Source organism: Lysinibacillus sp. VIII_CA (genome assembly GCF_049943995.1).
Classification (GTDB): domain Bacteria; phylum Bacillota; class Bacilli; order Bacillales_A; family Planococcaceae; genus Lysinibacillus; species Lysinibacillus pinottii.
In genome coordinates this window covers 1-19,482 of the sequence record NZ_JBNFXM010000034.1, presented here as the reverse complement: position 1 = coordinate 19,482, position 19,482 = coordinate 1, and the positions used below count along the sequence as shown (strand labels likewise).

Genomic DNA, 19,482 nt, shown 5'->3' with positions numbered 1-19,482 from the left:
AACACGGAAGTTAAGCTCTTTAGCGCCGATGGTAGTTGGGGGCTTCCCCCTGTGAGAGTAGGACGTCGCTAGGCAATAAAGCAGTCAGCTGTGTGCTGGCTGTTTTTTTATTATTTTAAGAAAATCCTTCATAAATTACAGAATTTTATACGAAAATCCTTCATTTTAAATATCATTGTCACGTTTCATATAACTATATTAAGATTGTTAGGAGTTTTTATATAGCTATTTATTTGGGTTTTTAATTAAAATTTGCTATGATTAAAAGTCTGAATTGTCTTTCTTTTATAAGTTTCTTGACAGTAGCAGTCCACGTTGTTAATCTTACAATTAATATTCTTTTAACTATAGGAGGAAGTTACGAAAATGTGGGAGACTAAATTTGCCAAAGAAGGTTTAACTTTTGATGATGTATTATTAGTACCAGCTCATTCTGAAGTATTACCGAAAGATGTTGATTTATCTGTTCAATTAACACCAAAGATTAAATTAAACATTCCTATGATCAGCGCAGGTATGGATACAGTTACAGAGTCTAAAATGGCGATTGCTATGGCACGACAAGGCGGTATCGGCATTATCCACAAAAACATGGGTATCGACGAACAAGCTGAACAGGTAGAAAAAGTAAAACGTTCTGAAAATGGTGTTATTACAAACCCATTCTTCTTAACTCCGACTCATCAAGTTTTCGATGCTGAGCATTTAATGGGTAAATACCGAATCTCTGGTGTACCTATTGTTGATAGTATGGAAAACCAAAAACTTGTAGGGATCATTACAAACCGTGATTTACGTTTTATCTCAGATTACTCTTTAAAAATTGAAGATGTTATGACAAAAGAAGATTTAATTACGGCTCCTGTTGGAACGACTCTAGAGGATGCAGAAAAAATTCTTCAACAATATAAAATCGAAAAACTTCCGATTGTTGATGAAGAGGGTCGCTTAACTGGACTTATCACAATCAAAGATATTGAGAAAGTTATTGAATTCCCTAATGCTGCTAAAGATACACATGGTCGCTTACTTGTAGGTGCAGCAGTTGGTGTATCGAAGGATACAATGGTACGTATTGAGAAGCTTGTAGAAGCACAAGTTGACATTGTAGTAATCGATACAGCACACGGACATTCTGAAGGCGTATTGCAAACAATCCGCTCAATTCGAGAAACTTACCCAGAACTAGAAATCATTGCTGGAAACGTAGCTACTGCAGAAGGTGCACGTGCATTATTCGAAGCTGGAGCAGATGTTGTTAAAGTAGGAATTGGCCCAGGCTCAATTTGTACTACACGTGTTGTGGCTGGCGTAGGTGTGCCACAAATTACAGCAGTTTATGATTGTGCTACAGTAGCACGTGAGCTTGGTAAAACAATTATTGCGGATGGTGGTATTAAGTACTCTGGCGATATTGTGAAAGCTTTAGCAGCTGGCGGAAATGTTGTTATGCTAGGATCACTTCTTGCAGGTACTTCTGAATCACCAGGAGAGACAGAAATCTTCCAAGGTCGTCGTTTCAAAGTATACCGTGGTATGGGATCTATCGGAGCAATGGAAAAAGGCTCAAAAGATCGATACTTCCAAGAAGATGCGAAAAAGTTAGTGCCTGAGGGTATTGAAGGTCGCCTTCCTTATAAAGGGCCATTAGCCGATACAATTTATCAACTGATTGGTGGTATCCGAGCTGGTATGGGTTATTGTGGAGCACCACACCTTGAGTATTTACGAGAAAATGCTCAATTTGTTAAAATGACAGGTGCAGGTCTCCGTGAATCACATCCACATGATGTACAGATTACAAAAGAGTCACCAAACTATTCCATGTAATAAATTACTTGCAACTTTTATGCTTTCGCATCGTCTACAAAGATGGCGCGAGAGCATTTTTTTATGGTAGAGAGTCAACACGTATGTTGTTATCTATGATAAAATGTCGAGGACAAGATTATTTTTTGGAGGGCTTTAAAGGTGAAAAAGAAAATGAACACCGTACTACGCTTACTCCTAATTCCCGTTTTATTAATTGGTATTTTTGCAGGTATTCCTGCAAAGGCAAGTGCAGAGACGGATTTAGGATTAACAGTAGATGCTGCGATTTTAATTGACGCAGATTCAGGCAAAATTTTATATGAACAAAATGCGGATACTTCACTAGGTATTGCAAGTATGACAAAAATGATGACTGAATACCTGTTATTGGACGCTATTGATGCAGGGACAGTTAAATGGGATCAAGAATACCATGTAACCGATTATACGTATCGTATGTCTCAAAATCGTGCATTAAGTAATGTACCTTTACGTCGAGATGGTTCTTACACAATTCGAGAATTGTACGAGGCAATGGCTATTTATTCAGCGAATGCTGCAACTGTTGCTATAGCTGAAACAATTGCTGGAACAGAGACTGAATTTTTGAAATTAATGAACAAAAAAGCAGAAGAACTTGGCCTAGAAGGTTATAAGTTTGTTAATGCAACAGGTCTAAACAACGCGGATCTTTTTGGGATGCATCCAGCAGGGACAGGACCAGAAGATGAGAACGTGATGCCTGCTAAATATGTGGCAAAACTAGCCTATCATCTATTAAAGGATCACCCAAAGGTATTAGAAACTTCCCAAATTACTAAGAAGACATTCCGTGAAGGTACAGAGGACGCCATTGAGATGTCTAACTGGAACTTTATGTTACCGGGTTTAGTTTTTGAATATCAAGGTGTCGATGGATTAAAAACCGGTACTACAAACTTTGCAGGCCATTGCTTTACAGGTACTGCAGAGCGCAATGGTACTCGATTAATCGCAGTTGTCATGAAAGCTGTTGATGCAAGTGGACAAGGATCATATAAAGCTCGTTTTGATGCAACAGCAAAATTATTTAACTATGGTTTTTCACAATTCTCAAAACAAGAAATTTTACCAGCGAACTATACGTTTAAAGATCAAAAAACAGTAAAAGTGACAAAGGGTAAAGAAGACAAAGTAGAGATTGCTGTAAAAGAACCTATTTCATTTATGATTAAGTCTTCTGATAAAGATCTTTATAAACCTAAATTGGTTTTAGATAAAAAGAGTCTTGAGGCAGGAGTTAAGAAAGATACTGTTGTAGGAAAGGTCGTTATTGAGCGCACAGAGGGCACAGACTACGGCTTTATCGATGGAAAGGATATTTCATCCGATATTGTTACTACGGGCTCTGTAGAGCGTGCTAGCGGTATCTCATTGTTCTTCCAAGGTATTGGGAACTTCTTCGGCAATTTATGGAGTGGAATTTCTGACTTCGTTGGTGGACTATTCTAATCATTAATTAAAGGGCACATGAATGTTAAGAAACATTCATGTGCTTTTTCACATTTTTGACCCATACAGCATACGCTAATAGGCGAAAGGATGTGGCTAAATGTGTGGCATTACAGGGTGGGCTAGCTTTCAAAAGAATTTAAAAGCAAGTGAAAAAGTTTTACAAGCAATGACACGGACATTAAACAGGAGAGGGCCAGATGATGAAAATATTTGGTGTAGTGAGCATATTGCATTTGGCCATCGACGGTTAGCGGTTATCGATTTAATAGGTGGCAAGCAGCCTATGAAAAAACTACATGATGGGATAAACTATGTCATTACATATAATGGCGAACTTTATAATACTGAGGAGCTGCGTAAAGAGCTGGAGAAGAGAGGTCATACTTTCACAACACATTCAGATACAGAAGTGTTATTGACCGCCTATATTGAATGGAAAGAGCAATGCGTAGACTTTCTAAATGGTATTTTTGCATTTGGCATTTGGGATGAACAGGAGCAATCTCTTTTTTTATGCAGAGATAGATTGGGTGTGAAGCCCCTTTATTTTACAGAGCAACAGGGGGGGATTCTTTTTGCATCTGAAGTAAAGGCTTTGCTGGCACATCCAATGGTTCAAGCTGCCATCAATACGGAGGGATTGGCAAGTATGATGGCTGTAGGCCCCTCTAGAGCACCAGGTAAGACTCTTTTTCAAAATATTGAGGAGTTACGACCAGGATTTGCAATGCGCTTCTCTAGAGAGGGATTAAGAAAATGGCAGTATTGGCAGCTACAAAGCCGCAAGCATGAAGAAACATTGGAAGAGACGATTGAACAGGTTCGTTGGCTGTTAACAGATGCTATTGAACGACAGCTTATTTCGGATGTACCAATCTGTACATTTCTATCAGGAGGACTTGATTCTAGTATTATTACAGGAATTGCTGCTGATAGATTCCGCCAACAAAACAATCAGTTGCATACGTATTCAATTGATTATGAGGATAATGAACGTTTTTTTAATCCACATGCATTTCAAACGTCAACAGATACGTATTGGATTCAAAAGATGACCGAGGCTTTTAAGACGACACATCATGCAGAAGAAATAACTCAGCAACAGCTGATTGATTTACTAGTAGAATCGGTTATAGTTAGAGATTCACCAGGTATGGCGGATGTAGATTCTTCGTTACTCTGGTTTTGTCGAGAAATTAAAAGAGACTTTACTGTAGCACTATCTGGCGAATGTGCAGATGAAATTTTTGGTGGATATCCATGGTTTAAGGAAAAAACTACGGGCTTTCCTTGGATTCGGTCATTGGCTGAAAGAAATGCAATACTTCAGGAGAAGTGGGATAAAAAATTAAAAATTGAATCCTACGCACAGCAGCTATATACACAAACAATTACAGAAGTCCCGTTACTAGATGGTGAAAGTCCTGCAGAAGTAAAACACCGTGAAATGTTTTATTTAAATATGCAATGGTTTATGCAGACATTGCTAGAGCGGAAAGATCGTATGAGTATGGGAGCGAGTTTAGAGGTACGAGTTCCTTTTGCAGATCATCGCCTTGTGGAATATGCATGGAATATTCCTTGGGAAATGAAGAATTTAGATGGCATAGAAAAGGGCTTACTTCGAAAGTCGATGGCACATTTATTGCCTGATGAAGTATTATACCGTAAAAAAAATCCCTATCCTAAAACGTATCATCCAGTTTATACAGCAGGTGTGCAAACATGGCTAAGGGAAATTCTTAAAGATAAAAACTCTATCTTACATGAATTATTTGAGTACAAAAAACTTACAGAATTAATTGAATCGGGGGGGAGCTCTTTCAAAATTCCATGGTATGGACAATTAATGGCAGGACCTCAACTTTTAGCATATCTAGGGCAAATTCATAGTTGGTTTGAGCATTATCATATTCAACTAATTGAATCTTAATGGGAGTCACCCATCTACTACTTGGTTGTAGTAGATGGGTTATTTTTTTGTATCCCCCAACAATCCATTAATTGTTCTATCGACTGTTCAATTACATGGACAGGTATACCGCCAAAGCCAAGTAAAAATTGTGCTTGCGAAGATTCACCATGATCTAGTCGATAATCAGACAACGGATAAATCCCTATTCCTGCGTAGAAGGCAAGTTGTTGTAATTGTTTTTCTGGTAATTCGTGTTTAACATCTAATAATATATGCATCCCTGCTTGCTCACCTGTAATTTTAATGGATGATGAATATTTTTCTAAAATAGAAGTAAGCTGATCATGTTTTTTACGATAAACTTTACGCATTCGATTAAGATGTTTTGCAAAATGACCATCATGCATAAAATTTGCTACGATATGCTGATCGAAGCGAGGTACAGTTGATGAATAGTAATTAAAAACATCATTATACGTAGCAAGTAATTGAGGTGGAAGTACAAAATAGGCTACACGCAAAGATGGCATTAACGATTTTGTAAAAGTGCTCATATAAATGACTTTATCGTTTCTATCTAGAGCATGTAGAGCAGGAATTGGTTTTCCAGTATAACGAAACTCTGAATCATAATCATCTTCAATGATATAACGAGATGAGCTTTGTGCTGCCCAGTTTAAAGCCTGTGCACGCCTAGTAGCGGATAATACGGCGCCAGTAGGAAATTGATGTGATGGTGTAATATAGACAACATTAGCTTGTGTTCGTTCTAGCTCGTGAATGACGATACCTTCTTCATCGACGGCAATAGGATATACTTTCCGTTTATGCTGAGAGAACATACGATGCACAGCTGGATAGCCTGGGTTTTCCAGAGCAAAGCATGTATCATCCCTAAAAAGACGTAAAATCATAGGCAGAAGCTGCTCAGTACCAGAGCCAACGACAATTTGCTCTGGATTACAGATAACTCCACGTGATTGATATAAATAATTTGCAATTTCAGTTCGTAAAGAAAGCTCCCCTTGAGGTTCCCCTGTTAATAATAAATTTTTTGAGGCTTCATCAAACAGCTCCTTTGCATATTTTCTCCAGATCTGAAATGGGAAAGCATCGATATCAATAGAACCAGGATTAAAATCTATTTTGTATGACTTTTTCTTAATATGCTCATTGAAAGGAATTACGATGTCCTGCTGGATGTAGGGTAGTTCATCGATTTCTTCTACAAAATAACCAACACGAGATTTGGACATAATATAGCCTTCTGCAAGAAGCTGTGCATAGGCAATTTCAATCGTTGTTTGAGAGATATTCAAAAAATCGGCTAATTTTCTTTTTGATGGTAATTTTTCTCCCACTGCTATTTTCTTGGAAATAATAGCTTCTTTAATACCATTATAAAGCTGATCATATAGCGGTTTATCGCCATTTCTTTCAAGCTGAAATAAAAGCATATCCATATGATAAAAACCTCCTGACCTTATAGTTATTTTGAAAACTGGATATTTTTATATGGTCAATTTCTATTATACTAAATTTCATCATAAAGATGGAGGTTAGACAATGAAACAGACAGGTACAAATTTGGTGAAGCGTGGTATGGCTGAGATGCAAAAGGGCGGCGTCATTATGGACGTGATCAATGCTGAGCAAGCAAAAATTGCAGAGGCGGCAGGAGCAGTAGCGGTAATGGCATTAGAAAGAGTACCTTCAGATATTCGCAAAGCAGGAGGTGTTGCTCGTATGGCAGATCCTCGTATTGTAGAGGAAGTACTAGGAGCAGTCTCCATTCCTGTTATGGCAAAAGCTCGTATTGGTCATATTGTAGAAGCCCGTGTTTTAGAAGCGATGGGGGTTGATTATATTGATGAAAGTGAAGTACTTACACCAGCAGATGAAGAATATCACTTATTAAAAAGTAATTATACCGTACCATTTGTGTGTGGCTGTCGTGATCTTGGGGAAGCAGCCCGTCGCATTGGGGAAGGAGCAGCTATGTTACGAACAAAAGGTGAACCAGGAACAGGGAATATTGTGGAGGCAGTTCGACATATTCGTAAAGTGAATGCCCAAGTCCGAAAAGTAGTAGGTATGACAGAGGATGAATTAATGACAGAGGCAAAATTACTAGGAGCACCTTTTGAATTATTAAGAGAGATCAAACGCCTTGGTCGTTTACCAGTGGTTAATTTTGCAGCAGGAGGTGTAGCTACGCCGGCTGATGCGGCATTAATGATGGAGCTTGGGGCTGATGGTGTGTTTGTCGGTTCAGGTATCTTTAAATCTGATAATCCTGAAAAATTTGCACATGCGATTGTAGAAGCGACGACACATTACAAAGATTATAAGCTTATTGCTGAAATATCAAAGGAACTAGGTGTACCAATGAAAGGTATTGATATTGCACAGCTCGGGCTAAATGAGCGCATGCAAGAGCGAGGCTGGTAAGATGAAACGAATTGGTGTTTTAGCGTTACAAGGGGCGGTACGAGAGCATGTTCAAATGCTAGAAAGCCTTGGCTGTGAAGCTGTTGAAGTAAAACATAAGCAGGATTTAGTAAAACTAGATGGACTTGTATTACCTGGTGGAGAGAGTACTACAATGAGAAAGCTGTTGGATCGTTTTGAACTACTAGAGCCTATACGAGAAATAGCACAACGTGGTTTACCCATGTTTGGGACATGTGCAGGATTAATTTTAATGGCTACTACTTTAGTAAATGATGAACCACATTTAGCAGTTATGGATGTGACAGTTGCAAGAAATTCATATGGACGCCAGGTTGACAGCTTTGAAGTAATGCTGGATATTCCTAAAATAGGAGAGGCGATTCCAGCAGTTTTTATTCGGGCACCTCATATAGTGAAAGTCGGAAAAGATGTTGAAATTCTCGCAGAGCATGAAGGTAAGATTATTTTAGCCCAGGATAGACATTTACTAGGTTGTTCCTTTCATCCCGAATTAACTTCAGACACACGTATTCTTGAATATTTTGTAGCATCTATGGTATGACTTGCAAAATTTGTTTTCATATAGTACAGTATGGTTAAAATTTAATTAACTGAACACGATGATGGGAAGTAGTAGCAAGCACGTTTTTTTTAGAGAGTCAGCGGTTGGTGAAAGCTGATAAAAGCACTTGTGAATCCGTCCTGGAGTTGCACAGTCGAAGTCATTGAAGTAGGCTGCTGCCGGCTGGAATGCCGTTATAAAATAAGTGGATTAGATATAGTGTCTAATCAATTAGGGTGGCAACGCGGGTAGCTCTCGTCCCTTTATGGGATGGGGGCTTTTTTGTGTTTATCTTGATTTAGCCAAATATCGCCTTTCTATTCTGGTGTTTAAATGACCGCTGAATCAAGATATAGAAACAAGATGCAACAATTTCCCATCATTAAGAAACTACTGGAGGTATGTTCGATGTTAGATATTAAACGCGTGCGTGATAATTTCGCCGAAATTAAAGAAATGCTATTAACACGTAATGAAGATTTAGGGAATTTAGATGACTTTGAAAATTTAGATGCAAAGCGTCGTGAACTAATTGCTAAAACGGAAGAACTGAAGGCAGAACGGAATAAAGTATCTGAGCAAATTTCTGTTATGAAACGCAACAAAGAAAACGCAGATGAAGTGATTGCGCGTATGCGTCAAGTGGGCGATGAAATTAAAGAGCTTGATATTCAATTAAATGATGTGGAAGATCGCTTTAAAGATATGATGATGCGCCTGCCGAACGTTCCTCATGAATCTGTACCAGTGGGTACGACAGAAGATGACAATGTTGAGGAATATACATGGGGTGAAATTCCAGCATTTGATTTTGAGATTAAAGCACACTGGGACCTAGCTACGGATCTAAAAATTGTGGACTTTGAACGTGGCGCAAAAGTAACTGGTAGCCGATTCTTATTCTACCGCGGCCTAGGGGCTCGCTTAGAACGTGCGTTAATGACCTTTATGATGGATTTACATGCTGAAGAGCATGGCTATGAGGAAATGCTACCACCTGTGATTGTAAATCGTGAAAGCTTAACGGGTACTGGACAGCTACCTAAATTTGAGGAAGACGTATTTAAATTAGCGGAAACAGATTATTTCATGATTCCAACAGCTGAAGTACCCGTGACAAATTTCTACCGTGATGAAATTTTAACTGCTGAAGCTTTACCACAAGGTTTTGCTGCATACAGTGCATGTTTCCGTTCAGAAGCGGGCTCTGCAGGTCGTGATACACGTGGTTTAATCCGCCAGCACCAATTTAACAAAGTGGAATTAGTTCGCTTTGTTAAACCTGAGGAGTCATATGAGCAGTTAGAGCTATTAACGGGTCATGCTGAAAAAGTGCTGCAATTACTTGGCTTACCATATCGTAAATTAAAAATGTGTACAGCCGATTTAGGCTTCACTGCTGCGAAGAAATATGATTTAGAAGTTTGGATTCCAGCACAAAACATGTACCGAGAAATTTCTTCTTGTTCAAACTTTGAGGACTTCCAAGCACGACGCGCAAATATTCGCTTCCGTCGTGAGCCAAATGCAAAACCAGAATATGTTCACACATTAAACGGTTCAGGTCTTGCGATTGGTCGTACAGTTGCCGCTATTCTTGAAAACTATCAACAAGCCGATGGAAGCGTAGTAATTCCTGAAGTTTTAAGACCATATATGGGTGGAAAAGAAGTAATTGCCCCAAAATAAACATCAAGGCTATTTTAGATTACCGTATAAAGGTTAAGCTAAAATAGCCTTTTTTCATTTCAAAAATGATATTTCTCGTAATTTTCGAAAATTCGTTATTAGGGGTAATATTTATAGGGACAGGGGGAGAAATTCATGGATTTACAGCAATTTGCTGAGCTTAAATGAATTTGACAATGTCTTAATTTCAGATGCTAAAGGATGTGCAATTTATGATTAAGCAGATTTAAATAACTATTGTAAATCGGCTTAACACCAGATGACCAGCTTATACATGTATAGCCATTCACTTGATATATTGAAGTTGTATACGTTTTTGAACAATCCACAATTCAAGCTTCATATTAAGTTCAATATATGTGCTGTGGTTGCTACGACACATTTCCTATATATCGCCATCGCCTTAAATATAAAAAAGAAGGTGCCTCAATAGGAGCACCTTCTTTTTTTAGCTAATTCTTTTCAGTCATTGCTGCTTGTCGTGTCTTTTTCTCTGCCTTCTTTCGTTCACGTAAAGCTCGGAAAAAATCGGTTAGGATTTGTCCACATTCATCTGCTAAAATTCCTTCAGAAACTTCGCACTCATGGTTAAAGCGTGCATCATTTAATAAACGATAGAGTGAATCTACACAGCCTGCTTTTATATCCCTTGCTCCATAAACGACACGTGGTACACGGGATTGGAGGATTGCACCTGCACACATGGGGCAAGGCTCAAGCGTAACGTAAAGTGTTGTTTTTTCGAGACGCCAACTGCCGATTTTTTGACAAGCCTCTTGAATAACCATTAATTCAGCATGTGTTGTTGCATTTTGTGTTGTTTCTCGTAGGTTATGAGCTCTTGCAATAATTTCCCCATCATAAACAAGGACAGCCCCTATAGGTACTTCCTCAAGTATAGCTGCTTTTTTTGCTTCCTCTAATGCTTGTTTCATAAATAAACGATCTGTTTCAAAAATATCCACTAAATATCTCTCCTTAAAAGTAGTTTATCCTGCTTAATTGGTAATTGCTACTTTTAAATTCTTGCAGATTTCAGAAGCAATACGACAAGGCATAATTATTGATTGACATTCCTAAAATAACCATTTATATTTATATATGAACACATGCTCATATATAAATATAAATAAATGGGGGTAAACTAATATGGATGAAGAAATAAAAATAACGAAAATGGAAAATAGTCAGCATTTAGACGATGAGACATTATTTGTTGTGTCTCAAACTTTTAAGGCATTAAGTGACCCGACGCGAATTCGAATTTTAAATTTACTTTGTGCAGATGAGCATTCTGTCAATGACATTGCTGAAATTTTAGATTTAGGACAATCGACAGTTTCTCATCAATTACGGTTTCTAAAAAATTTACGATTAGTGAAATTTAGAAGAGAAGGTACAACTTTATTTTACTCAAAAGATGACGATCACATTATGAACTTATTGAAGCAAGCAATTGAGCATGCTGCACATAATTAAAGAACGGAGGGATTAATAATGGGACATAACCATGATCATACACATGGCGCTAATAAAAAAGTGTTAATCGTATCATTTATTATTATTACTAGTTATATGGTTGTGGAAGCAATTGGTGGTTTTTTAACAAATAGTTTGGCTCTTTTATCGGATGCAGGTCATATGTTAAGTGACTCCATTTCATTAGCTATAGCTTTGCTCGCGTTTGTTTTTGGAGAAAAGGCAGCAAGCTATAGTAAAACATATGGTTATAAACGATTTGAAATTTTAGCGGCAGTATTAAATGGCGTTACATTGATTGGGATAGCATTATTTATTTTCTATGAAGCGATCGAACGATTTGCAAATCCCCCTGAAGTGGCTACTACAGGAATGCTTATTATAAGTACAATCGGTCTTTTGGTAAACATTTTAGTAGCATGGATTATGATGCGTGGAAGTGATACAAAGGACAATTTAAATATGCGTGGAGCTTTTTTACATGTACTGAGTGATATGCTAGGATCTGTAGGAGCTATTGTGGCTGCCTTACTAATTATGTTTTTTGGTTGGGGATGGGCTGATCCTCTAGCGAGTGTTATTGTTGCCTTATTAGTAATAAGAAGTGGCTACTATGTTACAAAATCCGCTATTCATGTATTAATGGAAGGAACACCCTCTAATGTGGATGTTCAGGAGATAATTCAATTAATTGAACAAACTGATGGGGTAGAAAGCATCCACGATCTACACATCTGGACAATTACTAGTGGAACCAATGCTTTGTCCTGTCATGCAGTTGTAAATAAGTACTTAAAAATTGTAGATGGTGAGCATATTCTACGAAAAATTGAACATAATCTTGAGCATAAGGGTATTAAACATGTAACCATTCAATTAGAAACGGCTTCCCATCCACATGAAAGCTCGATTTTATGTCAATTGAAAAATGTTCATGAGCATCATCATGAATAAAAAAAATTTTACGACTTGCATACCCTTCGTGGGTATAGTATGATGAAAATGAAATAGGAGGTGTAGTGAATGGAGGACATAGTAAAAGAGGATGCTTGTCATACAGAGGGAGCTACGTCTTGTCGAAAAAGCCATCACCCTGAGCGTGTGAAAAAGGATTTAACAACTCGTTTAAACCGTATAGAAGGTCAAATCCGGGGCATTAAGGGAATGATCGAAAAAGACGTTTATTGTGATGATGTTATTACGCAACTTTCTGCTACACAGTCTGCTTTGAATAGTGTAGCGAAAATTTTACTAGAAGGACATTTAAAGGGTTGTGTTGTGGATCGTCTATCGGAGGGCGATGATGCAGTTTTAGATGAATTAGTAGTAACGATTCAAAAGTTAATGAAAAAATAGATGTTTATAAAAAATAAAAAGGGAGAGATTTATTATGCAAAATGTAACATTAAATGTGCAAGGAATGTCATGTGGTCATTGTGTAAACGCAGTTGAAAAAAATGTTGGTGCTTTAACTGGTGTTGAACAAGTAAAAGTAAATTTAGCAGAAGGTTTAGTTGATGTTGCATTTGATGATGCACAAGTATCACTTGATCAAATTAAAGAGACAATTGATGATCAAGGCTATGAAGTAAAATAAAAATTGTAGAGTGCTGTGATGGCACTCTCTTATTTTCAAAAATATATACCCCCTGTCGGTATAAGGAGAGGTGAAAGGTAAATGAGTTCTAATCATAAGGAAGCTAATTTGCAAATTACAGGGATGACATGTGCGGCCTGTGCCACTCGAATAGAAAAAGGATTAAATAAAATGGATGGAGTAGAACAAGCAACGGTTAATTTAGCGCTTGAAAAATCATCTATTAAGTACGATCCAGCAAAGCTAAGTGAAGCAGATTTTGAAAAAAAGATAGAGGCGCTTGGCTATGGAGTAGTTAAACAAAAAACTGAACTTGATATTACAGGGATGACATGTGCGGCCTGTGCCACTCGAATAGAAAAAGGATTAAATAAAATGAGCGGCGTATCATCTGCCAATGTCAACCTAGCTCTTGAAAAAGCAATGATTGAGTTTAACCCATCAGAGGTGAACATTGCAGATATTATTGCAAAGGTTGAGAAGTTAGGTTACGGCGCCCATCAAAAAGCAGATGAGCAGGAAACAGAGGATCATCGAGAAAAGGTTATTAAACAGCAGCAACAAAAATTTATTTTATCGGCCATTCTATCCTTACCACTGCTTTGGACGATGGTCGGCCATTTTTCCTTTACATCGTTTTTATATGTGCCAGAATTCCTTATGAATCCATGGGTTCAAATGGTATTGGCTACACCCGTACAGTTTATTATTGGTAAGCAGTTTTATGTAGGGGCATATAAAGCATTGCGAAATGGCAGTGCAAATATGGATGTACTGGTTGTGATGGGGACATCAGCAGCTTATTTCTATAGTGTTTATCAAGCAATTGTGACGATAGGAACACATCATGGCCCACACCTCTATTTTGAAACAAGTGCTGTTTTAATTACATTAATTTTATTAGGGAAATTATTTGAGGCAAAAGCGAAAGGACGTTCATCTGAAGCTATAAAAAAACTAATGGGACTACAAGCCAAAACAGCCATTGTTGTACGAGACGGTATGGAGAGGGAAGTACCTTTAGAAGAAGTGATGATTGGTGATGTCATCCTAGTTAAACCAGGTGAGAAGATTCCCGTTGACGGAGAAGTTTTAGAAGGAACAACGGCTGTTGATGAATCCATGTTGACAGGAGAAAGTTTACCAGTTGATAAAAAGCAGGGCGAACAATTATTTGGATCAACCATTAATAAAAATGGTTTTATAAAAATGACAGCCACAAAGGTTGGCCGTGATACTGCCCTCGCACAAATTATTAAGGTAGTAGAAGATGCTCAAGGATCAAAAGCACCGATTCAACGTTTAGCAGACCAAATCTCAGGTGTTTTTGTACCAATTGTTGTTGGCATTGCGATTGTGACATTCATAGTTTGGATTATTTGGGTACGTCCTGGAGAATTTACCCCTGCTTTAGAGGTCTTAATTGCAGTACTGGTGATTGCTTGTCCATGTGCACTTGGTTTAGCCACACCGACCTCTATAATGGCCGGTTCGGGTCGCGCCGCTGAATTTGGCATTTTATTCAAAGGTGGCGAACATTTAGAACAAACACAAAGTATTGATACCGTAGTTGTAGATAAGACAGGGACAGTGACACATGGTAAGCCAGTGCTAACGGATGTTCTTTTAGCCCCAGACCAAGAGGAGACACACTTTTTATCATTAATCGGTGCAGCTGAGAAACAGTCGGAGCATCCACTTGCAGAGGCGATTGTTCATGGTATAGAAGAACGTGGTATTGCTTTAGGGGATGTTCAATTTTTTGAGGCAATTCCAGGTTACGGTGTGCAGGCAACGGTCTCAGGTCAAGGTGTTATCATTGGTACACGAAAATTAATGCAACAGTATAGCATCCAGCTAGATAATATTTTACCTAAAATGGAGGAATTAGAGCGCAATGGCAAAACAGCAATGTTGGCTGCAATAAATGGCCAATATGCGGGGGTAGTTGCTGTTGCTGATACAGTAAAAGATACATCTAAAGAGGCTATTCATCGTTTACAGGATATGGGTATTACAGTCATTATGATGACGGGAGATAATGAACGTACAGCCCAGGCAATAGGAACAGAGGTAGGTGTTAACCAAGTTATTGCTGAAGTCTTACCAGAAGGAAAAGCAGATGAGGTGAAAAAGCTTCAAGCTCAAGGTAAAAATGTAGCGATGGTGGGAGATGGAATTAATGATGCACCTGCGCTAGCGACAGCGAATATTGGTATGGCCATTGGTACAGGGACAGATGTGGCGATGGAAGCGGCAGATATTACGTTAATCCGTGGTGATTTAAATAGTATTGCGGACGCTATTCTTATGAGTAGAAAAACAATGCGTAATATTAAACAAAATCTGTTTTGGGCATTTGCTTACAATACTTTAGGTATTCCGATTGCTGCAATTGGTCTACTTGCTCCGTGGGTGGCAGGGGCAGCAATGGCTTTCAGTTCTGTATCAGTTGTATTAAATGCTCTACGTTTACAGCGAGTGAAATTGTGAAGATGAAAAGACATTGGGATACATATCCTCAATGTCTTTTTTTAAACTATACGGGGAAAAATCTCATACTTAATTTTCATAGGTTGATTCTGTTTTTCATTTTATCACTATGATAAAATGAAAGGTACTGATTCATTTATGTAGGACACAATGATCGAATCCATAGAACAAAAGGAGGAGCTTCTGGTGACGGTTCCATTTGTTACGGTAGAAGGTCCGATTGGTGTTGGTAAAACCTCTTTATCGAAAGAGATAGCAGCGACATTTAATTACCATCTATTAAAAGAAATTGTAGACGAAAACCCTTTTTTAAATAAGTTTTATGAAAATATTGAGGAGTGGAGTTTCCAAACGGAAATGTTCTTCCTATGTAATCGCTATAAGCAATTAACGGACATTAAAAAATTCCGATTAGCTCATGCCAAGCCAGTTGTAGCAGACTATCATATTTTTAAGAATTTAATATTTGCGAAGCGTACACTGGCATCTACCGAATACGAAAAGTATGAGGAAATTTATAAAATATTAACAAAAGATATGCCTGTACCTAATGTAGTTGTTTATTTACATGCAAGCGTTGAAACATTGATGAAACGAATTGCCATGCGTGGACGAGACTTTGAAAAAATGATATCACGCGATTACATGGAGCAGCTCGTTATCGATTATCATTCTTTTATCGAACATTTTGAGAAAATGCATCCTGAAATACCAGTTATTCGATTTAATGGAGATCAGCTCGATTTTGTGAAAAATCCAGACGATTTAAATTATGTTTTGAAAATAATTAAGGATACGTTACAAAAAAGGAGTTTGCAATAATGAATTTAAGAGAGAAATACGATATTCCTCCACAAACCGTCATCACGATTGCCGGTACTGTAGGCGTAGGAAAGTCCACGATGACAAAAGCTTTAGCAGAAGCACTGAATTTCCGTACATCCTTCGAAAAAGTAGATACCAATCCATATCTTGATAAATTTTATGAGGATTTTGAAAAGTGGAGCTTCCATTTACAAGTTTATTTTTTAGCAGAGCGTTTTAAGGAACAGAAACGTATTTTTGAGTATGGTGGAGGGTTTATACAAGACCGCTCTATTTATGAAGATACTGGGATTTTCGCAAAAATGCATTATGATAAGGGAACAATGAGCCCAACAGATTATGAAACGTACACGAATTTGTTTGATGCTATGGTAATGACACCGTATTTCCCACATCCCGATTTACTTGTTTATCTTGAAGGACCGATTGATGCTGTTATTGGGCGAATACAAGAACGTGGGCGCGCAATGGAGCAACAAACGCCAAATGATTATTGGATAGAAATGCATGAACGTTATGAAAACTGGATTAATAATTTTAATTCCTGTCCAGTTCTACGTTTAGATATTAATGATTATGATTTATTAAAAAATCCTGATGCAATTGAATCAATTGTGAGCCGTATCAGTCATATGCTAAAACAAACAAGCCATTTAAGAAAATAGAAGAGCAAGAAACGACCAAAGAACGTGAAACAATACATGACTGATTGTTTCACGTTTTTTGAATAGGAGGGATTACTATAAGAATTGCAGTGTATTGCGGATCTGGCATAGGGAAAAGTCCAGTATATGGGGAGAAAGCGGCAGAGCTAGGTGCTGTATTAGCTAAGCACGGACATGGTGTTGTTTACGGTGGTTCCAAAACAGGATTAATGGGAAAGGTTGCGGATGCTGTTTTAGCAGCGGGTGGAGAGGTGATTGGTGTTATGCCAACTCATTTACAGAAGCGAGAACTGGCTCATGCTTCATTAACAGAAATTCATTTTGTAGAGTCCATGCATATTCGAAAAGCTAAAATGGCGGAGCTGGCTGATGCATTTATTGCTCTTCCAGGAGGCGCAGGGACTTTGGACGAATATTTCGAAGTTTTTACTTGGGCACAAATTGGCCTTCATGAAAAACCTGTTATTTTATATAACGTAAATGGTTTCTATGACGCACTCTTACAGCATTTTAAAATAATGCTAAAGGAAGGATTTATACGATCTGAACAGAAATCCTTCTTCCGTATAGCAAATACAGCAGATGATATATTACGGTTACTAAAAAAACATGGGTGAATATTCCCCGTGTTTTTTATAATATTAAATAAACGGTAAAAAATAGAAATGGATGAGGTGAATTATGCAAGGTGCAGATACTCAAGTGACTGATGATTTAGTAGTGCAAGCTATTGAGCGCAATATAGCAATTATTCGTTTTGATATGGATCGAAGAGTTGCCTATGTAAATGAGCTGTTTGCTAAAACATTAGGCTATACCGTACAAGAATTGCTTGGAAAGAATCATAAAGATTTTTGTTTACCGAATTTCGTTCATAGTCCAGCATACGAACAGTTTTGGCGCAATTTAGTATCAGGGAATAGTTATCAGGATAAAATTGAAAGAATTGATGCGAATGGACATAGGGTTTGGCTGGAGGCTACGTATATGCCCGTTTTCGCCAATCACTCAAATAAAGTAATTGGTGTTTCAAAAATTGCTACGAATATTACTGAACGTCAAAATGAAATAACTAATGTAGCCGATCAATTGAAGGAAATGTCTAATGGACTTCATCAACGCTCAGAAACCGGTATTCAAAATAGTCAAGAATTACTGAGCACCATTCAAGAGGTTTCACAGGAATCAAAAGAAAATGTCAGCAATCTTACACAGCTACAGAATCAAGCTGATTCCATTAAAGGTATTGTGAAAACCATTCAAGAGATTGCTGCCCAAACCAATTTATTAGCTTTGAATGCAGCGATCGAAGCCGCAAGAGCTGGAGAATATGGTCGAGGTTTTGACGTAGTGGCAAAAGAGGTGAGAAAGCTTTCCGTTAGAGTAGAGCAATCCATTTCAGAAGTGAAGGATAATATAGAGGGGATAGAGCGGGAAATTAGTCAAGTGACAGACAGTATTACAAAAATAGCTGAAAAAGTAGAAAAGACACACGAACAAATTACTATTACGACTAAAGATTTTAGTGAAATCGCAACTGCAGCAGAAGCATTAGACGAGCAGTCCAAGCAATTTATTGAAATTATTTAAGTTCAATATTTTAGTAGATATATTGAAATAGTATAAATGGTTTCATTACAATATTTGTGTAAGACTTTCATTAATCATAATAGGGGTGTTATGGATGACAAAAGTGGAAGTAAGTTTTCAGCATGTGCCAACAACAGCTATTTCAGATGCGACAGGTGGGCATACGAATTTGTGTAGTACTATTAAACCGCTAGCCGATCATTTTAAAATTGCTGGACGTGCGGTAACCGTACGTTTACCAGATGGAGAAAATGGTGCAGTGTTGGAGGCTATTAGAGCGGCCAATGAAGGAGATATTTTAGTTATAGATGCAAAGGGAAACACCAATCGAGCGGTAGCAGGAGATTTTGTGGTGTCCTTAGCAAAGGGTGTTGGAGTACAAGGTTTTGTAGTTGACGGCGTAATTCGTGATATTGCTGCTATACGTGAGTTAGATTTCCCTGTATTCTCTTTAGGTACAACAGTAGCTGCTGGTAATAAAAATGGGGGTGGCAAAGTAAATGTGCCCATTGCCATTGGAGGAGTGACGGTTCACCCAGGCGACTATATTATTGGAGATGTCGATGGTGTCATTGTTGTACCACAGCAAGATGCTGAAAAAGTAATCGAAGCTGCGGAAGAAAAGATGTTAAAAGATGAAAAGCGTGCACAAGAAGCACATGCAAACGGCAAAGAATCCATTCTTGCGTACTTAGATAAAGTGCTTGGAAATTAAATAAAACTCTCACGATGCCATCCAACATCGTGAGAGTTTTTTATTTTATGCTAAATTTTCATTTTCATTAAAGTAATTCTTCATTTTTTCGCGATCGAAACGGCCTTCCCATTTCGCCATCACTAATGACGCTAATGAGTTACCAATTACGTTAACAACTGTACGTCCCATGTCAAGGATACGGTCAATACC

Annotated in this window: 18 protein-coding genes, 1 rRNA gene, 1 pseudogene and 1 other annotated feature; of the genes and pseudogenes, 17 read left to right on the top strand and 3 right to left on the bottom strand. The window is 38.0% G+C overall.

Going from position 1 to position 19,482, the window contains the following annotated elements:
- The 4 genes from rrf to asnB form a co-directional block, all read left to right on the top strand.
- Nucleotides 1-74: ribosomal RNA gene (rrf, locus tag ACP3VS_RS23445) — 5S ribosomal RNA — on the top strand; the annotation flags it as partial.
- Between the two features lie 292 nt (nt 75-366).
- Nucleotides 367-1,830: an IMP dehydrogenase gene (gene guaB, locus ACP3VS_RS23440; RefSeq protein ID WP_012291837.1), complete on the top strand. Its 1,464-nt coding sequence runs from the start codon at nt 367-369 to the stop codon at nt 1,828-1,830.
- A 141-nt stretch (nt 1,831-1,971) separates the two neighbouring features.
- Nucleotides 1,972-3,303: a D-alanyl-D-alanine carboxypeptidase family protein gene (locus tag ACP3VS_RS23435; RefSeq protein WP_012291838.1), complete on the top strand. Its 1,332-nt coding sequence runs from the start codon at nt 1,972-1,974 to the stop codon at nt 3,301-3,303.
- A 100-nt stretch (nt 3,304-3,403) separates the two neighbouring features.
- On the top strand, nt 3,404-5,239 hold the full coding sequence (gene asnB / locus ACP3VS_RS23430) for an asparagine synthase (glutamine-hydrolyzing) (protein ID WP_012291839.1): 1,836 nt from the start codon (nt 3,404-3,406) through the stop codon (nt 5,237-5,239).
- A 17-nt stretch (nt 5,240-5,256) separates the two neighbouring features.
- Here asnB and ACP3VS_RS23425 read toward each other — a convergent pair whose 3' ends face one another.
- A complete protein-coding gene (locus ACP3VS_RS23425; RefSeq protein ID WP_099806448.1) occupies nt 5,257-6,684 on the bottom strand; it encodes a PLP-dependent aminotransferase family protein in 1,428 nt (475 codons plus the stop codon).
- Between the two features lie 103 nt (nt 6,685-6,787).
- On the opposite strand from ACP3VS_RS23425, the gene pdxS reads away from it, so the two are divergent.
- From pdxS to serS, 3 genes are all read left to right on the top strand, one after another.
- The gene (pdxS, locus tag ACP3VS_RS23420; RefSeq protein ID WP_012291841.1) at nt 6,788-7,672 is read left to right on the top strand and encodes a pyridoxal 5'-phosphate synthase lyase subunit PdxS; all 885 of its coding nucleotides are present in this window, start codon (nt 6,788-6,790) and stop codon (nt 7,670-7,672) included.
- A gap of 1 nt (nt 7,673) precedes the next feature.
- The gene (gene pdxT / locus ACP3VS_RS23415) at nt 7,674-8,237 is read left to right on the top strand and encodes a pyridoxal 5'-phosphate synthase glutaminase subunit PdxT (RefSeq protein WP_012291842.1); all 564 of its coding nucleotides are present in this window, start codon (nt 7,674-7,676) and stop codon (nt 8,235-8,237) included.
- Nucleotides 8,238-8,286: 49 nt separating this feature from the next.
- Nucleotides 8,287-8,503, top strand: a binding site (T-box leader).
- Between the two features lie 142 nt (nt 8,504-8,645).
- The gene (gene serS, locus ACP3VS_RS23410; protein ID WP_012291843.1) at nt 8,646-9,926 is read left to right on the top strand and encodes a serine--tRNA ligase; all 1,281 of its coding nucleotides are present in this window, start codon (nt 8,646-8,648) and stop codon (nt 9,924-9,926) included.
- A gap of 452 nt (nt 9,927-10,378) precedes the next feature.
- Here serS and tadA read toward each other — a convergent pair whose 3' ends face one another.
- Nucleotides 10,379-10,891: a tRNA adenosine(34) deaminase TadA gene (gene tadA, locus ACP3VS_RS23405; protein ID WP_426390164.1), complete on the bottom strand. Its 513-nt coding sequence runs from the start codon at nt 10,889-10,891 to the stop codon at nt 10,379-10,381.
- 184 nt (nt 10,892-11,075) lie between these two features.
- Here tadA and ACP3VS_RS23400 point away from each other — a divergent pair, with 184 nt between their 5' ends.
- The 10 genes from ACP3VS_RS23400 (at nt 11,076) to ACP3VS_RS23355 (ending at nt 19,290) form a co-directional block, all read left to right on the top strand.
- A complete protein-coding gene (locus tag ACP3VS_RS23400; RefSeq protein WP_012291845.1) occupies nt 11,076-11,405 on the top strand; it encodes an ArsR/SmtB family transcription factor in 330 nt (109 codons plus the stop codon).
- A gap of 18 nt (nt 11,406-11,423) precedes the next feature.
- The gene (locus tag ACP3VS_RS23395) at nt 11,424-12,359 is read left to right on the top strand and encodes a cation diffusion facilitator family transporter (protein WP_426390162.1); all 936 of its coding nucleotides are present in this window, start codon (nt 11,424-11,426) and stop codon (nt 12,357-12,359) included.
- 69 nt (nt 12,360-12,428) lie between these two features.
- Nucleotides 12,429-12,761 carry a metal-sensitive transcriptional regulator gene (locus ACP3VS_RS23390; RefSeq protein ID WP_008179668.1) on the top strand — a complete coding sequence of 111 codons (333 nt, stop codon included), beginning with the start codon at nt 12,429-12,431 and terminating at the stop codon, nt 12,759-12,761.
- Nucleotides 12,762-12,795: 34 nt separating this feature from the next.
- On the top strand, nt 12,796-13,002 hold the full coding sequence (copZ, locus tag ACP3VS_RS23385) for a copper chaperone CopZ (RefSeq protein ID WP_012291847.1): 207 nt from the start codon (nt 12,796-12,798) through the stop codon (nt 13,000-13,002).
- A gap of 81 nt (nt 13,003-13,083) precedes the next feature.
- Nucleotides 13,084-15,495 (top strand): heavy metal translocating P-type ATPase, encoded by a 2,412-nt coding sequence (locus ACP3VS_RS23380; RefSeq protein ID WP_426390159.1) that lies wholly within the window; start codon nt 13,084-13,086, stop codon nt 15,493-15,495.
- Between the two features lie 186 nt (nt 15,496-15,681).
- Complete coding sequence (locus ACP3VS_RS23375; RefSeq protein ID WP_036160336.1) at nt 15,682-16,317, top strand: deoxynucleoside kinase; 636 nt, start codon at nt 15,682-15,684, stop codon at nt 16,315-16,317.
- Nucleotides 16,317-16,985, top strand: a complete 669-nt coding sequence (locus ACP3VS_RS23370; RefSeq protein WP_031418652.1) for a deoxynucleoside kinase — start codon at nt 16,317-16,319, stop codon at nt 16,983-16,985. Before ACP3VS_RS23375 ends, ACP3VS_RS23370 begins: the two co-directional genes overlap by 1 nt.
- Nucleotides 16,986-17,074: 89 nt before the next feature.
- Nucleotides 17,075-17,602: a TIGR00730 family Rossman fold protein gene (locus tag ACP3VS_RS23365; RefSeq protein ID WP_036166758.1), complete on the top strand. Its 528-nt coding sequence runs from the start codon at nt 17,075-17,077 to the stop codon at nt 17,600-17,602.
- Nucleotides 17,603-17,666: 64 nt separating this feature from the next.
- Nucleotides 17,667-18,575 (top strand): methyl-accepting chemotaxis protein, encoded by a 909-nt coding sequence (locus ACP3VS_RS23360; RefSeq protein WP_031418654.1) that lies wholly within the window; start codon nt 17,667-17,669, stop codon nt 18,573-18,575.
- Nucleotides 18,576-18,669: 94 nt separating this feature from the next.
- Nucleotides 18,670-19,290, top strand: a complete 621-nt coding sequence (locus tag ACP3VS_RS23355) for an RraA family protein (protein ID WP_031418655.1) — start codon at nt 18,670-18,672, stop codon at nt 19,288-19,290.
- A gap of 45 nt (nt 19,291-19,335) precedes the next feature.
- Here ACP3VS_RS23355 and ACP3VS_RS23350 read toward each other — a convergent pair.
- Nucleotides 19,336-19,482 (bottom strand): annotated as a pseudogene (locus ACP3VS_RS23350) (glutamate:protein symporter); the annotation flags it as partial.

Coding starts and splice junctions, on each gene's coding strand:
- guaB (WP_012291837.1), top strand. CDS start 367: ATGTGGGAGACTAAATTTGCCAAAGAAGGTTTAACTTTTGATGATGTA.
- asnB (WP_012291839.1), top strand. CDS start 3,404: ATGTGTGGCATTACAGGGTGGGCTAGCTTTCAAAAGAATTTAAAAGCA.
- ACP3VS_RS23425 (WP_099806448.1), bottom strand. CDS start 6,684: ATGGATATGCTTTTATTTCAGCTTGAAAGAAATGGCGATAAACCGCTA.
- pdxS (WP_012291841.1), top strand. CDS start 6,788: ATGAAACAGACAGGTACAAATTTGGTGAAGCGTGGTATGGCTGAGATG.
- pdxT (WP_012291842.1), top strand. CDS start 7,674: ATGAAACGAATTGGTGTTTTAGCGTTACAAGGGGCGGTACGAGAGCAT.
- serS (WP_012291843.1), top strand. CDS start 8,646: ATGTTAGATATTAAACGCGTGCGTGATAATTTCGCCGAAATTAAAGAA.
- ACP3VS_RS23400 (WP_012291845.1), top strand. CDS start 11,076: ATGGATGAAGAAATAAAAATAACGAAAATGGAAAATAGTCAGCATTTA.
- ACP3VS_RS23395 (WP_426390162.1), top strand. CDS start 11,424: ATGGGACATAACCATGATCATACACATGGCGCTAATAAAAAAGTGTTA.
- ACP3VS_RS23390 (WP_008179668.1), top strand. CDS start 12,429: ATGGAGGACATAGTAAAAGAGGATGCTTGTCATACAGAGGGAGCTACG.
- copZ (WP_012291847.1), top strand. CDS start 12,796: ATGCAAAATGTAACATTAAATGTGCAAGGAATGTCATGTGGTCATTGT.
- ACP3VS_RS23380 (WP_426390159.1), top strand. CDS start 13,084: ATGAGTTCTAATCATAAGGAAGCTAATTTGCAAATTACAGGGATGACA.
- ACP3VS_RS23370 (WP_031418652.1), top strand. CDS start 16,317: ATGAATTTAAGAGAGAAATACGATATTCCTCCACAAACCGTCATCACG.
- ACP3VS_RS23360 (WP_031418654.1), top strand. CDS start 17,667: ATGCAAGGTGCAGATACTCAAGTGACTGATGATTTAGTAGTGCAAGCT.
- ACP3VS_RS23355 (WP_031418655.1), top strand. CDS start 18,670: ATGACAAAAGTGGAAGTAAGTTTTCAGCATGTGCCAACAACAGCTATT.